Origin of the sequence: Ancylomarina subtilis, assembly GCF_004217115.1 — a bacterium.
GTDB lineage: Bacteria > Bacteroidota > Bacteroidia > Bacteroidales > Marinifilaceae > Ancylomarina > Ancylomarina subtilis.
The window spans coordinates 2,570,458-2,584,259 of the sequence record NZ_SHKN01000001.1 but is presented as its reverse complement, the minus strand read 5'-3'; the positions used below and the strand labels follow the sequence as shown (position 1 = coordinate 2,584,259).

Annotated in this window: 13 protein-coding genes; 9 read left to right on the top strand and 4 right to left on the bottom strand. The window is 36.6% G+C overall.

What is annotated here, in order from left to right:
• Positions 1 to 40: 40 nt before the first annotated feature.
• Entirely contained in the window at positions 41 to 1,024 is a 984-nt protein-coding gene (gene lplA, locus EV201_RS10625) for a lipoate--protein ligase (protein WP_130307542.1), read from the bottom strand.
• A gap of 184 nt (positions 1,025 to 1,208) precedes the next feature.
• Here lplA and dtd point away from each other — a divergent pair, with 184 nt between their 5' ends.
• From dtd to EV201_RS10605, 4 genes are all read left to right on the top strand, one after another.
• Entirely contained in the window at positions 1,209 to 1,661 is a 453-nt protein-coding gene (dtd, locus tag EV201_RS10620) for a D-aminoacyl-tRNA deacylase (protein WP_130307541.1), read from the top strand.
• Between the two features lie 72 nt (positions 1,662 to 1,733).
• On the top strand, positions 1,734 to 2,069 hold the full coding sequence (locus EV201_RS10615; protein WP_130307540.1) for a nucleotide pyrophosphohydrolase: 336 nt from the start codon (positions 1,734 to 1,736) through the stop codon (positions 2,067 to 2,069).
• A gap of 175 nt (positions 2,070 to 2,244) precedes the next feature.
• Positions 2,245 to 3,144: a deoxyribose-phosphate aldolase gene (gene deoC, locus EV201_RS10610; protein ID WP_130307539.1), complete on the top strand. Its 900-nt coding sequence runs from the start codon at positions 2,245 to 2,247 to the stop codon at positions 3,142 to 3,144.
• A gap of 304 nt (positions 3,145 to 3,448) precedes the next feature.
• Positions 3,449 to 5,323, top strand: coding sequence for a PAS domain-containing sensor histidine kinase (locus EV201_RS10605; protein WP_130307538.1), 1,875 nt, complete (start codon positions 3,449 to 3,451; stop codon positions 5,321 to 5,323).
• A 37-nt stretch (positions 5,324 to 5,360) separates the two neighbouring features.
• Here the strand turns inward: EV201_RS10605 and EV201_RS10600 are convergent, their stop codons facing one another.
• Positions 5,361 to 6,344 carry a polyprenyl synthetase family protein gene (locus EV201_RS10600; RefSeq protein ID WP_130307537.1) on the bottom strand — a complete coding sequence of 328 codons (984 nt, stop codon included), beginning with the start codon at positions 6,342 to 6,344 and terminating at the stop codon, positions 5,361 to 5,363.
• A 307-nt stretch (positions 6,345 to 6,651) separates the two neighbouring features.
• Here EV201_RS10600 and EV201_RS10595 point away from each other — a divergent pair, with 307 nt between their 5' ends.
• The 4 genes from EV201_RS10595 to polA all read left to right on the top strand — a co-directional run bounded on the left by EV201_RS10595 (position 6,652) and on the right by polA (position 10,973).
• Positions 6,652 to 6,951, top strand: coding sequence for an ArsR/SmtB family transcription factor (locus EV201_RS10595; RefSeq protein WP_130307536.1), 300 nt, complete (start codon positions 6,652 to 6,654; stop codon positions 6,949 to 6,951).
• 36 nt (positions 6,952 to 6,987) lie between these two features.
• Positions 6,988 to 7,434, top strand: coding sequence for a 6-pyruvoyl trahydropterin synthase family protein (locus EV201_RS10590; protein ID WP_130307535.1), 447 nt, complete (start codon positions 6,988 to 6,990; stop codon positions 7,432 to 7,434).
• An 81-nt stretch (positions 7,435 to 7,515) separates the two neighbouring features.
• Entirely contained in the window at positions 7,516 to 8,091 is a 576-nt protein-coding gene (locus tag EV201_RS10585) for an HD domain-containing protein (protein ID WP_130307534.1), read from the top strand.
• Positions 8,092 to 8,177: 86 nt separating this feature from the next.
• Entirely contained in the window at positions 8,178 to 10,973 is a 2,796-nt protein-coding gene (polA, locus tag EV201_RS10580; RefSeq protein ID WP_130307533.1) for a DNA polymerase I, read from the top strand.
• Positions 10,974 to 11,107: 134 nt separating this feature from the next.
• On the opposite strand, the gene EV201_RS10575 is transcribed toward polA, so the two are convergent.
• Entirely contained in the window at positions 11,108 to 11,899 is a 792-nt protein-coding gene (locus EV201_RS10575) for a class I SAM-dependent methyltransferase (protein WP_130307532.1), read from the bottom strand.
• Between the two features lie 137 nt (positions 11,900 to 12,036).
• Between EV201_RS10575 and EV201_RS10570 the strand changes: the two genes are divergently transcribed.
• Positions 12,037 to 12,801 (top strand): exodeoxyribonuclease III, encoded by a 765-nt coding sequence (locus EV201_RS10570; protein WP_130307531.1) that lies wholly within the window; start codon positions 12,037 to 12,039, stop codon positions 12,799 to 12,801.
• Positions 12,802 to 12,884: 83 nt separating this feature from the next.
• Here EV201_RS10570 and EV201_RS10565 read toward each other — a convergent pair whose 3' ends face one another.
• A complete protein-coding gene (locus EV201_RS10565; RefSeq protein WP_130307530.1) occupies positions 12,885 to 13,664 on the bottom strand; it encodes a hypothetical protein in 780 nt (259 codons plus the stop codon).
• Positions 13,665 to 13,802 lie beyond the last annotated feature (138 nt).

Sequence of the window (13,802 nt, the reverse complement as noted above, 5' to 3'; positions counted from 1 at the left end):
TATAGCGTTTGTTTAATTTTTTACAGAGGAGTTTCCTTTTTTAAAAGATGGCTCGTATCAATTCTTCTGTTTTCAACTGATTGAAGTAATCTTTCATATTCAAATGGCTTAACACCTGCATCAAACTTTCTTTGTGATGGGGGATGTTAATGAGTTTGTTTTCGAGTTCGGTAATTTTTTCTTTTTTAACGCAATTACCTAAAATTTCAGCTTTTGCAATTCGTCCCTTTTCGATGTCGAGCTCTATTTCTAAGATATTTCCATTGTCGAAACTAATGAGTTTTTCGAACTTGTATTTCGGGGAATAACCAAAGTTCCATTCCCATTTCAGGTATTTTTCTTCCATCAACTTTTGGATCGCCTCATAATCTGAGCTTGTTAATTCGTAGGCTTTAATTCCCGGGAATTGGTTTTGAACGTGACCCACAATTTTGTTTTGAAGTTCATCTATACTCAATGGAGCGGAGAGGTGATCGCTGATATTGGTTACCCGGCTTCTAATAGACCGGACACCTCTGTCACGAAACTTGAGTGGGTTAACCTTTAAAAGGCTGTTTAAACGGCTCAAATCGCTTGAAAAAAGCATGGTGCCGTGCTGCATGACTTTGTTTCGGTAGATATGGGATGCATTCCCCGAAAATTTCATACCCGCAATGGTCAAGTCACTTTTGCCTTCAAATTTGGCATCTACCCCTAAATTCTGGAGAACATTGATTACAGGTTGTGAGTATTTTCTGAAATTGATCAACTCACCTTTTTCTCCCTTGCTGATAAAACAATAGTTTAAGTTTCCTTCGTCATGAAAAACAGTCCCGCCACCGGATAGGCGGCGTACAATTTCAACACCCTGTTCTTCGCATTTATTCAGATTAATTTCAGCCAGAGCATTCTGATGTTTCCCAATAACGATGGCTGCTTTATTTCTATAGAGCATATAAAAATTTTCATCGAAATTCTTCAGGAAGTATTCTTCTGTTGCCTGATTAAATGCGGCTTGATTGCTTTTGCTGATATAATAGAACATGGATAATTTATAATTTCGGAATCTTTGATTTAGGCTTAATAATTAAGCATTTTATGCAAATATGCTGAATAAATTCGAGATTTATTATTTAGATTCAATTTTAATAGTGTTTTTTGACTTGGGATGATGGGATGCAGGAACAAAGATTTAACTTTGTTAATTAGAATTTAAAAAACAGAAGAAAATGCGTGTAGTCATTCAAAGAGTGAGCCAGGCTTCAGTAGAAGTCGAAAATCAAGTTATCGGAGAAATTGGAAAGGGACTCATGATTTTAGTAGGGATTGAAAATGGCGACGGACAAGAGGATATTGATTGGCTTTGTAAGAAGATTTGTAACCTAAGAATATTTGATGATGAAGAGGGTGTGATGAATAAATCACTAATGGAAGTAGGTGGTGAAATTCTGGCTATAAGTCAGTTTACTTTGCATGCCCGAACAAAAAAGGGTAATCGTCCATCTTATATTAACGCGGCCAAACCAGATCTTTCAATTCCACTTTATGAGTCATTTTTATTGGCTTTGGAAAAGGAGAGTGGAAAGCAACCACAAAGGGGACAGTTTGGTGCTGAAATGCAGGTTGCTTTGGTTAATGACGGGCCTGTGACTATTACGATTGATACTAAGAATAAAGAATAGTTGATACGATGATTGGGGGATGCGGTGAAATGCCTGATGTTTCCATACGTTGTACCAATAAACTCATAACTCATGAACGAAATCAGTATTAAGGAAGCACAAGAGCAGGTCGATGCCTGGATTAAAGAATATGGTGTACGTTATTTCAGCGAGTTGACCAATATGGCTATTCTGACTGAAGAGGTTGGGGAAGTAGCCCGTTTGATCTCCAGAAAATATGGCGATCAGTCCTTTAAAGCCAGCGATTCAGACAAAGATTTGGGTGACGAAATGGCTGATGTGCTTTGGGTGCTGATCTGTTTAGCCAACCAAACAGGTGTGGATCTGACTGAAGCCTTCAAAAAGAACATCGAAAAGAAAACATCACGGGATAAGAATCGACACTTGGATAATAAGAAACTCCGGTAGCATTTAAATCCATCGCTAAGGGTAAATAAATTAATGTTATAGAAATAGGGGATGAACTAAAATTATCCTATTTTTGTGCTCTTAAGACAATATTCTGACCCTCTAAGGAAAGGATATTGATGGAAAAATCAGCGGATAAAGATTCGCAACTGGTTATTAATTATTTACTTACATTATGGAGAGAGACATTTTAGAAATCTTAAAATCATACGATCTTAAGATTAGCGATGCAGAAGTAAAGGCAAATGTCAAATCAATTTTGGATAAAGATTTCGAAGCTTTATACACAATTGAGAATCTTAAAAAGAATTTTTCTTTTATTGATTTAACGACTCTGAACTCTACAGACACGCACGCAAAGGCTAAAAGTTTTGCTGACAATGTAAATAACTTCCAGAACGATTTTGACATGCCAAATGTGGCTGCTATTTGTGTATATCCATACCAGGTACCTACATTGAATGAAAACTTAAAAGCTGAGGGCGTTAGAATAGCTTCTGTGGCAGGTGTTTTCCCATCTTCTCAATCATATGTTGAAGTTAAGGCATTAGAATGCAAAATGGCTGTTGAAAAAGGAGCTAATGATATTGATATTGTGATATCGATAGGAGCTTTCCTTGAAGGACACTATCAAACCGTGTTTAATGAAATTGTGATTCAGAAAGAAGCATGTGGTGATGCCCACTTGAAGGTTATTCTTGAAACAGGAGAACTGAAGACTGCAGAGAACATCCGTACTGCATCGATTATTGCAATGGAAGCTGGTGCTGATTTTATTAAAACATCAACGGGTAAGGTACCTGTGAATGCGACTCTTGAAGCAGCGTACGTCATGACTCAAGCGATTACAGAGTATTACGAAAAAACAGGTAGAATGGTTGGTTTTAAACCAGCCGGAGGCATTTCGACTGCGAAGGATGCTATTGAATTTTATTCAATTTCAAAAAACAACTTGGGTGAGGAATGGTTAAATAATAAATGGTCTAGAATTGGAGCTTCAAGTCTGGCAAATAACCTACTTACAGAGATTCATAAATTGGAAACTGGCGAAGAAAAAGAGATTAAGTATTTCTAGATCAGATTCTAATACAATATTAAAAAACCGGACATGTTCCGGTTTTTTTTTGCCTAAAAATTACTTATTCAAAATTTTAACTTGTTTATTAAAAATTATTATGTAATTTCATTTTTGGATTAACTATCTGTTTGGCATTGAAATATGTTAGTTTATCGACTATTTTCGATCATTTATGGTAAAATAACAAGATTCAAAAGGGGCGTTATTCCAGCAGTTCATGATTGATATACTTATTTAAAGTAGGGAGAAAGAAGCGTTGATTAAGATCTGATTAAAGGTATTAAGACAAATTCTCTAAACAATGGAATTAAAAACTGATTTGTATAAGGATGAAAAAATTCGGGAGCTCGAGAAAGAGATTCTTGAATTGAAGCAACAGTTGAGTCTAGTTGAATCGGAATCGCCTTGTAAAAGTATCTTGAATGAAGATCAAAAATTAGTTGATGGCATTGGTGTTATTGATCAGAATTTTAACCTTCTGTCATTTGATGAGAAATCAAATAGTTTCAGAAAGAGAAAAGAAGATAGATTGTCCGGACAGAAATGTTATTCTGTTTTTTGTAACTCGAACGAACCTTGTGAGGGTTGTACAATTTTAAAGAAGCGCACCAGTAAGCTGGCGTGGTACTCCTTGCAATCTCAGTTGCCTGATAATCAGCGAAAATGTAAAAAGCATATCATCGCTTCAGTGGAGTGTAGCGAACCGAATGCGCCATACTTGGTTGAAACAGACTTATTTTTCCAGCAGTTGTTTGAATCAACAGGTGATGCTTTGTTAATTCTGGATTGTAAAGGACGTGTTTTGAAATTTACAGATAAGCTGAATGAGATGTTGGGCTACAGCAAAGAAGAATTTTCCCAACTGACTGTTTTCGATATTGATGATCCGTCCAACTCCCTTACTTTCGAAGAGAGAGTGAGTCAAGTCCAGAAAACAAAAGGGGCGATTTTTGAGACAGATTTAATCACGAAATCCGGAGGACTTATTCCAGTTGAGAGCAGTTTGTGTCCAATAAAATATCATGATAAAACGGTTTATTTCACCAGTTTTAGAAATATTCAGGAAAGAAAAGAGACCGAAAAGGAATTGCATGAAAGTGAAATTCGGTTTCGAACTTTGGTTGAAAATGCCACCGATCTTGTAATGAGATTTGATCGGGAACACCGTCATGTTTTTGTAAATTCAGCTTCACTACCTGTACTGGGAATTCCTCCTGAAGATTTTATTGGCAGAACTCATTATGAGATGGAGTTTCCTGATGATCTATGTCAGTTCTGGGAAGAAGAGATTGAAAAGGTTTTTGAATCGGGGATAGCTGATATAATTGATTTTTCAATTGAGGTTAAAGGGCGTGAAATCTCTTTTGAATGGCAACTAATCCCGGAATTTAATGAAGAGGATGAGATTCCTTACCTCTTGGCAGTGGCACGAGATGTTACCAAACGGAAGCAGAGCGAAAAGGCTTTGGAAGAGGCATTGAAAACCAAGGATAAATTCTTTTCGATTATAGCTCACGACCTAAAAAATCCATTTGGATCGTTAAGAGCACTTTCTGAAGCGTTGCAGCTGAACGATGATCTTACTAAAGAAGAAATAGCCGAATTCGCTGAAATTATTCATGCTTCGGCCTGCCAGGGATATGATTTACTTGAGAACTTATTAGATTGGTCACGCTCACAAAGAGGGAATATCAAATGCGAGCCGGAAGAGTTTGATTTGATCGAACTCGTGGAATCCAATATTAATTTACTACAAGCCAATATTCATAAAAAACAGATTAATATCCATTTCACCTCTGAGAACAATAAAACTGTTTTCGCAGATAAATATATGGTTGACACCATTATCCGAAATCTACTGGCTAATGCGGTTAAATTCACATATATGGATGGGAATATTGAAATTAACCTTCTTGAAGGGGAAAAGTATTATGGTCTTTCTATCAAGGATGACGGAAAAGGGATCAGTCAGGAAAACCAGACCAAACTATTTGATTTGGATAATCAATATTCAAGTAAAGGGACAGCCATGGAAACCGGAACGGGGCTTGGACTGATTCTGTGCAAAGAATTTATTGATTGTAATAATGGTGACATCTGGGTTGAAAGTGAAAATGGAGAGGGCAGTTGCTTCTCATTTATGATCCCTAAAAATAAGAGTGAATTTAGTTATTAACTCAAATTAAGCTTGTCCATACACCTAAGTATGGATTTTATTTTTCCCTATCAATTGTATAATGAACAAGTGCTAACATGGCATTTTTGATTTCTGAATCAGGAAATGTCGTCAAAATAGCTTCCGCCTTTGTTTTGTATTCAAACATTTTATCCCGGGTGTATTCAATGCCGCCTTTTTCTTTCACAAAAGCAATTAGTTCCTGAACTTTGTCTTTGTTTTTATTATGCTTTCTCAGGCTTCTAAGCGCCCATCTTTTTTCTTTGGGAGTGCAATTTCTTAAAACCGAAATAAGGGGGAGTGTTAGTTTCTTTTCCTTGATATCGTTGCCTGTTGGTTTTCCTATGGCAGCTTGTTTGTCGTAGTCAAACAAATCGTCTTTAATTTGAAAAGCAATTCCCAGGTAAGCCCCGAATTGTTTCATTTTTTCCTGAGTTTCGGCATCAGCGTTTACTGAAAGGGCTCCCAGTTGGGTACAAGCTGCAATTAAGCTGGCTGTTTTTTTATAAATGATATCAAAATAGACTTCTTCTGTTATATCTAGTTTTTTTGATTTTTCAATCTGTAAGAGTTCCCCTTCACTCATTTCTTTTACAGATTCAGAAACAACTTTCAATTGCTTGAATTCATCATTATCCAAAGCAATTAATAAACCTTTGGAAAGAAGGAAGTCGCCAACTAAAACGGCAACTTTTGATTTCCAAAGGGCATTGATTGAAAAGAATCCACGTCTTTCGTATGCTTCATCAACCACATCATCGTGAACCAGGGTTGCAGTGTGTAAAAGTTGAGTAAGGGTTGCAGCCGTATAGGTCGATGGATTGATTTCGCCACAAAGTTTAGCTGTTAAAAAGACTAATATGGGGCGTATTTCTTTCCCTTTGCGCTTGATAATATATCGGTTAATAACATCTAGCAAGCGAACTTTAGTCCGCATGGCATCGCGAAAATAGGGATCAAACTCTTTTAACTCTTTTTCAATTGGAGCCTTTATGGTTTTTAAAGTTGAAGCTTTTGTCATAGAAACCAAAGGTAAAAATTTCGAGCTATCAACAGCCAAAAAAAATATAAATTTTAAGACCCTATGGTCTTTATCAAGCCTTCAGTTTAAGTGGGGGCCCCCTGGCACACTTTTGAATTTTGATAAGGATAGAACAGGATGGTGTAAAAGATATTCTTCAGCATATTTATGGGTATATTCTATTCAGAATACCCATAAATTAGGATCAAATTAACAAATTTAACTATTTCGATATGAGAGTTTTCTTTCTTAATAGAATATATTTATATATTTGCATAATTAATAAATACGAGTTTAAGTATAGTGTATGAAAATTAACGAATTAGAACCTGAGAAATTAGAACAAGCAGCCAATATGCTAAAAGCAATTGCGCATCCAATGCGTATTGCAATTTTGGGTTATCTTGATGATGGTAAAAAGTTGACAGTTACTGAAATACATGAATTGTTGAACATCGAACAATCAACAACTTCGCACCATTTGGGCATTTTAAAAGACAAGGGTGTTTTGCAATCGAAACGCGAAGGTAAAAACACATATTATTTTTTAAAACATTGTAGTTTGAGTAATATTGTTGATTGTGTGAGCAAATGCACAATGGGATAAACACGCTTTTTTCTCTAATTTGAAAGTATAGTATCGATGGCAAAAGTACGATTGACCAAAGAGTTTCGTTTTGAAATGGCACATGCCCTTTGGAATTACGATGGCTTGTGTAAGAATATTCATGGGCACTCCTATATTCTTTATGTCACTGTTATTGGTGAACCCATTACCGATGAAAGTAATCCGAAATTGGGAATGGTGATGGATTTTGGGGATTTAAAAAGAATCGTGAACCAGGAGATTGTTGATAAACTGGATCATGCAGTTGTTTTGAGTGACAGAACACCAATGCTCGAACAATTGAATATTCCTCAGATGTTTGAACGCTTTTTTGTTTTCGACTATCAGCCAACTTGCGAGAATATGATTGCTGATTTTGCAGAAAGAATCATCAAACGTTTACCTGAAGAGGTAAAATTGCATTCCCTTAAACTTCATGAGACAGCCACTTCTTTTGCTGAATGGTTTGCTGAGGATAACTAATTCGAAATAAAATATATAAATTCAAGTCCGGTTTTGTTCCGGACTTTTTTGTACCCATAGTTTTAATAAAAACAGATCAGGATGATTTCAGGTTCGTTCAATTTCGATCAGATAAAGCCCGTGAATTCTTTAATGGCAATTTTTTCAATTGGCCCCTATGGGATTGAGCATGCCTATCGGGTTTTTAAGTTGGTTGATAAAATTTGTGATTTTGAAGGGCTTGGTTTAGAAAATCGACAAGTCTTAAAATTCGTTGCTCTTTTTATTGATATTGGAAGAGAAGGGAACCAGATGGATGCACATTATGGATTTAAATCGTATCAAAAATTAAGAGAACGCAATTTTTTAGGGAAAACTCGTTTTAATAATGAACGCTGTCGTTTTTTGATGCAGTGCCAAACGATAAGTCGTGATGAGCTTGAGAATCATTTGGGAAAATATCAAATTGACAAAAGGGAAGAAGCTATTCTTTTATTAAAAGTTTTAAAGGATGCTTTGTCTCTCGATGCTTTCCGCTTTGGTAATTTTTGTGCGGCCGATCTCGAATTATCATGTTCCAGGAAATTGGTTCTTTTTGCAAGCCAATTTTACAGGCAAAATTTGAATCAGGATCTCATTTTAAAGGAAATTGAGGATTGGTTGGGTGACAGCCAATAATAATTGATTGCAAAAGAAAGCCTCAAAATATTTCTCTTACTTTTGTTCGTAATAATTGAAACGAGTCATTAACACACTTCGAATATATGTATTCATTAGATAGTAACCCTTACAAGAAGCTCTTTTTACTTGATGCTTTTGCTTTGATCTACCGATCGTATTACGCTTTTATCAAGAACCCAAGATACACCTCCACAGGTATTAATTCTTCAGCCATGTTGGGATTTACCAATACGCTTCTGAATGTACTTGAAAAAGAAAAACCATCTCATATTGCGGTTGTTTTCGATCCTCCGGGTAAAACCTTTCGTCACGAAATGTTTAAGGAATATAAGGCTCACAGACCGCCTATGCCTGACGATTTAAGAAATTCGATTCCATATATTAAGCGAATTATTAAAGGCTTTAATATTCCCGAAATTGAGGTTGAAGGTTATGAGGCGGATGATGTCATTGGAACTCTAGCTAAGAAAGCTGAGAAGAAAGGTTTCACGGTTTATATGATGACGCCTGATAAGGATTATGCCCAATTGGTGAGTGAAAACATCTACATGTATAAACCCGGCCGATCTGGAAATGAAACGGAGGTGTTGGGGATTCCTGAGATCTTAAACAATTTCGGGCTTGAAAGCCCTGAACAGATTATCGATTATTTGGGATTGATGGGTGACTCTGCGGATAATATTCCGGGCTGTCCTGGGATTGGACCCAAAACGGCTCAGAAACTTTTGGCTGCATATAAATCGATAGATGGGATTTACGAAAACACCGATAAGTTAAAAGGCAAGCAAAAGGAAAATATTGTAAATTCTGAAGAGCAGGTTCGTTTTTCGAGAGAACTAGCAAAAATTGCTTTGGATGCTCCCATAGACTATGTTGAAGATAAATTTAAATTGATAGATATTGATGAAGACACCTTGGGACGTGTTTTTCTTGATTTGGAGTTCTTCAGTTTAAGAGAAAAGGTTTTGTCTAATGTAAATGCTAAATCAATAGATATTACCGATAAGGGGACTTCTGACAGTGCCAAATCTGTGGGTAAGAGTCAGATAGAAGAAAAAAATGTTATTCTCAGAGAGCTTAAAGACCTGGGTTCGCAATTTTTTGTGCTTGATAATGCGGCAGTTAGAGCTGATTTAAGAGCCGATTTATGTGTTCAAAAATCTTTTTCATTTAGAACAATTTTGAGTGATTCGGATCCCAATCAGTCAGAAATTGTAGGTTTGGCTTTTGCTTTCAAAAATAATCGTTCATTTTTCGTTCCTTTTCCTCAAAATCCATCCGAAGCAAAAAAAGTGGCTCAGGAATTCCGATTTATTTTTGAAGATGACAAGATCTTGAAAATAGCTCATGATATTAAACGTGATATTTTGGCATTGCGTTGGTGTGGGGTTGAATTGAAGGGGCCCATTTTCGATACCATGATTGCTCATTATTTGATTCAACCCGAATTGAAACATGATTTGGAAACAATTGCCAAGGCGAGTATCCATTACAAAATAATGGAGGAAGAAAAGCCAGAGAAGAAAAAGAAGGCGCAGTTGAGTTTGATGTTGGAGCCCGAACCTATCAAGCATGATAAATATTGTGAAGAGACTTTGGTGAATTTAGAATTGGTCGAAGCTCTGGAGAATGAATTGACCGATAACAATCTGTTGGATCTATTCTACAATATGGAGATGCCATTGGTCTTAGTATTGGCTGAGATGGAATTCACGGGTGTGAAGATTGATGTGCCAATGCTTAAGTCTTACGCATTAGAATTGAATACCGAAGTAGAAGGTATAGAGAAGGAGATTATCGAAATGGCTGGTCAGGAATTTAATGTGGCATCGCCCAAACAACTGGGAGAGGTTTTGTTTGAGCATATGGCTCTTGATCCTAAGGCTAAGAAAACCAAGTCGGGGCAATATTCTACTTCAGAACAAGTGTTGAGTAAATTGAAGGACAAGCATCCTATTATCGAGAAGATTCTTACTTTTCGTGGTTTGAAAAAGTTAATTTCTACTTATGTAGAAGCTTTGCCAACTTATATCAATAAAAAATCCGGTCGAATTCATACCTCATTTAATCAGGCCGAAGCAGCTACAGGTCGTTTGAGTTCTACCAATCCAAACATACAGAATATCCCGATTCGGACACCACAAGGGAGATATGTGCGTAAAGCCTTTATTCCTTCTGATGAGAATCATGTTTTTCTATCAGCAGACTACTCTCAGGTTGAATTGCGTTTGATGGCCCATATGAGCCAGGATCAGGCGATGATTGATGCCTTTAATTTGGCTGAAGATTTCCATCAGGCAACTGCAGCTAAAATATACAAAGTCCCAATGGAGGAGGTGACCAGCGATATGCGTTCGCATGCTAAGTCAGCAAATTTTGGGATTATTTACGGTATTTCTGCTTTCGGTCTAGCTGAGAATCTGAAAATTTCCCGTAAGGAAGGTAAAGCTTTGATCGATGGCTATTTTGAATCCTACCCCGGTGTTAAAGCCTTTATGGATAAAGCAATTCATGATGCGCGCGAGAATGAATATGTGGTTACGATTAAAGGGCGCCGTCGTTATCTAAAAGATATTAATTCAAGCAATGGAATGATGAAATCTATTGCTGAGCGAAATGCCATTAATGCGCCGGTACAGGGTTCTGCAGCGGATGTCATCAAGTTGGCTATGATTGGGGTCAGTAAGCGAATGAAAGCCGAAGGCATGCAATCTAAGATGCTGATTCAGGTACATGATGAATTGAACTTCGATTGTTTAAAGTCCGAACTTGATCAGATGAAACGTATTCTTCGCGAAGAGATGGAGAATGCTGTGAAAATAAGCGTTCCATTGACAGTAGAAATGGGAGTGGGTGATAACTGGCTTGAAGCTCACTGATCGAATTAAATAAAGAAAATATAAAGTGGTGTTTGCTCGATGCAGGCACCATTTTTTATTTAAAGTCAAAAAGACCTAAGAAATACCCGAAGATTTTAATAATTAGCATATTTTCAAACTAACATATCATCACATCATTTTATCCAAACCCCACTTTCCAGACTAACAGTCTCATCTTTCAATGCTTGATAAAGATTTGTGATTTTCTCCAGAGCATTGTCGCCCATTAGTATTTTTTGACCAGTGAGTATGGCTGGTTTGTCATTCGCTTTTGCAATGAAAGAACTGAGGAAATCCAAGCCTTTTTGACTTTGGTCTTCTGAGTCGATTTTTTTGAAGTCAAGTGAACAACGTTTGTTTTCCAATTCCTCAGACGAGATCAGGAAACTGAAAACTTCATCATCCACCCAAGGGAGGGGAAATATGAGTGTGCCCTCGTTTTTCTTAAGCACATCGTAATAGATAAAACGACCTCCTTTTTTTAATACCCGTTTGGCTTCGGAATAGAGTTTTTCTTTATCGGTTATGCACATTTGTACATGTTGTGTGATAATCAAATCAAAATGATCAGCAGGGTAGGGAAGTTGAGTGGCATCGCCTTGAATAAACTCGGTTTTATCGTCAAGATTAACAAGTTTTGATAGAGATTTAGCCGTTTCGATATGTTGATCTGAATAATCAATACCACTCACCTGACAGCCAAATTTCTCAGCAAGCATGCGACAGGTTCCGCCCAAACCACAACCTAAATCAAGAACTTGGGAATTACAGTCTAGCTCAATTTGTGAGAAGAGTTCTTCACTAACAGCTCTTCCTCGCACATGAAATTCGTCGTATGCTGAGGTCTGTTTTCTTGTGATATCAACTTGGGAGATGTCCATTTTTTCAATGGCACCAAGGATCATTTGGTATTGATTTGACTTCATACGACAAAGAAAGTAAAGATTGCCGATATTGAATCTATCTGTATTTCGATCTCGATCTATTTTTCTTACTTTTAGCTTTTGTAAATTCAAGTTGAGGCTCAAAAATGGGCTTTAATAGTTTAAATTATCATCCGATTATGAAGATTATATCCTATAACTTAAATGGCATACGTGCCGCACTTAGTAAAGATTTGGTAGGCTGGTTGAAAGCTGAGAACCCAGATATTTTATGCATTCAGGAAACAAAAGCGCAACCTGAGCAAATCGAATCCCACCTATTTGAAGAATTGGGCTATCATTGCTACTGGCATTCGGCTGTTAAAAAGGGCTACTCAGGAGTTGGGATTCTGACTAAAATCAAACCGAATAAGATTTATATTGGTGTTGATAATCCTGAATTTGATGTGGAAGGACGTGCCATTCGTGCCGATTTTGATGGTTTTTCAGTGATGTCGACTTACCATCCGTCGGGAACGACAGGAACTGTTCGTCAGGACTACAAGATGAATTGGCTAAACTATTTTCATGGCTATATTCAGGAATTGAAAAAGGAGATTCCTAATCTGATTATTGCAGGAGATTACAATATTTGTCACAAGCCTATTGATATCAACAAACCTGAGAAGAAGAAAGGTGTTTCCGGTTTCCTTCCCGAAGAGCGCGAGTGGGTTTCTGAGTTTATTGCCTCAGGTTTTATCGATAGCTTTAGAGTTTTCGATCAGTCTGCTGAAAAGTATTCGTGGTGGAGCTACAGAGCCGGTTCTCGTGGCAAAAACCTGGGTTGGCGCATCGATTATCATATGGTGAGCGAAAGCTTGCGAGAGAAGCTAAAAGGCGCTTCAATTTTGGCTGATGTGGTGCATTCGGATCATTGCCCTATAGTAGTGGAAATGGTCGATTAAGTATTGGATTCCAATAAAATATAGAAGCCGTCAGAATATCAATTCTGGCGGCTTTTTAAACTTTATTGTATTCTTTATTGGGATTATTGGATTGAAAAGTCAAATATAGATTGGTTATTAAACCCTCCAACAGGTATAGTTCCTTGGTAAAAAAAACAATATTCACCAGGTTGTAAGTTTTGTTCTGGTTTGACTTTGTATTTGCCATCACCTAAATCTTCTATTGTAAAAGGGATTGTATTCTTAGTATCAATACCCATTTGTGTTGAAGCTGTTATACCAGAGACTTTGCCAGTGATTAATTCTCGTTGATTTTTTCTCGTTTTTTGTTTTAAACTTGTAAGAACAAATTCATTTGGTGATGATGCAGTTTTAAACCACCAGTTACCACTTCCTAGGTTCTGTTTGTTTTGTAGATCAAACTGAAAAATAAAACTTTGATCTTTAGAATTTAATTTATTTGAAGAATGTGCGTTATGTATATAAGACTTAACTTTTGCTGAGGCAATTCCGTATGTCAATCCAGCAGCAAGAGCGCTAGTTTTGGTTCCTGAAAAGACTGATGGTTCAATTTTTTTAAGATTATCGTTATCGTTGAAAAAAAGTCCAGTTTCGACAACCACTTTGGATTTTTCAATCATTAACGCTAAGATGTCAGATGAGACTCCTTTACTCTTGAGTACTTTAAGCTGTTCTATACAGGTATTAAACTTAACAGGGGATGAATTAATTTTGGATTTAATGACATCGCTGCCAAATCCTAACTCTATAAATTCAATGATAGATTGATTTGTAAGTTTTTCTTGTGAAAAGATGATTGTGCTTGAAAAAAGTAGAAGTGTGATGATTAAAATTCGTTTCATATTTTTTATTGTGTAGGGTTAAATGATTCGCTAATATAACTATTTTATCAATAAATAGTTTATGTTATGTATTTAAAATAAGATACATAAAAATGTTTGGGGTTGTATAAAAAAACGAACCCTTACGAGCCCGTTTAT

Bases quoted from the DNA above. Each gene is read 5' to 3' on its own strand.
- EV201_RS10585 (WP_130307534.1), top strand. From the start codon at position 7,516: ATGATTTCAGGTTCGTTCAATTTCGATCAGATAAAGCCCGTGAATTCT.
- deoC (WP_130307539.1), top strand. From the start codon at position 2,245: ATGGAGAGAGACATTTTAGAAATCTTAAAATCATACGATCTTAAGATT.
- EV201_RS10595 (WP_130307536.1), top strand. From the start codon at position 6,652: ATGAAAATTAACGAATTAGAACCTGAGAAATTAGAACAAGCAGCCAAT.
- EV201_RS10565 (WP_130307530.1), bottom strand. From the start codon at position 13,664: ATGAAACGAATTTTAATCATCACACTTCTACTTTTTTCAAGCACAATC.
- EV201_RS10575 (WP_130307532.1), bottom strand. From the start codon at position 11,899: ATGAAGTCAAATCAATACCAAATGATCCTTGGTGCCATTGAAAAAATG.
- dtd (WP_130307541.1), top strand. From the start codon at position 1,209: ATGCGTGTAGTCATTCAAAGAGTGAGCCAGGCTTCAGTAGAAGTCGAA.
- EV201_RS10600 (WP_130307537.1), bottom strand. From the start codon at position 6,344: ATGACAAAAGCTTCAACTTTAAAAACCATAAAGGCTCCAATTGAAAAA.
- polA (WP_130307533.1), top strand. From the start codon at position 8,178: ATGTATTCATTAGATAGTAACCCTTACAAGAAGCTCTTTTTACTTGAT.
- lplA (WP_130307542.1), bottom strand. From the start codon at position 1,024: ATGTTCTATTATATCAGCAAAAGCAATCAAGCCGCATTTAATCAGGCA.
- EV201_RS10570 (WP_130307531.1), top strand. From the start codon at position 12,037: ATGAAGATTATATCCTATAACTTAAATGGCATACGTGCCGCACTTAGT.
- EV201_RS10615 (WP_130307540.1), top strand. From the start codon at position 1,734: ATGAACGAAATCAGTATTAAGGAAGCACAAGAGCAGGTCGATGCCTGG.
- EV201_RS10605 (WP_130307538.1), top strand. From the start codon at position 3,449: ATGGAATTAAAAACTGATTTGTATAAGGATGAAAAAATTCGGGAGCTC.
- EV201_RS10590 (WP_130307535.1), top strand. From the start codon at position 6,988: ATGGCAAAAGTACGATTGACCAAAGAGTTTCGTTTTGAAATGGCACAT.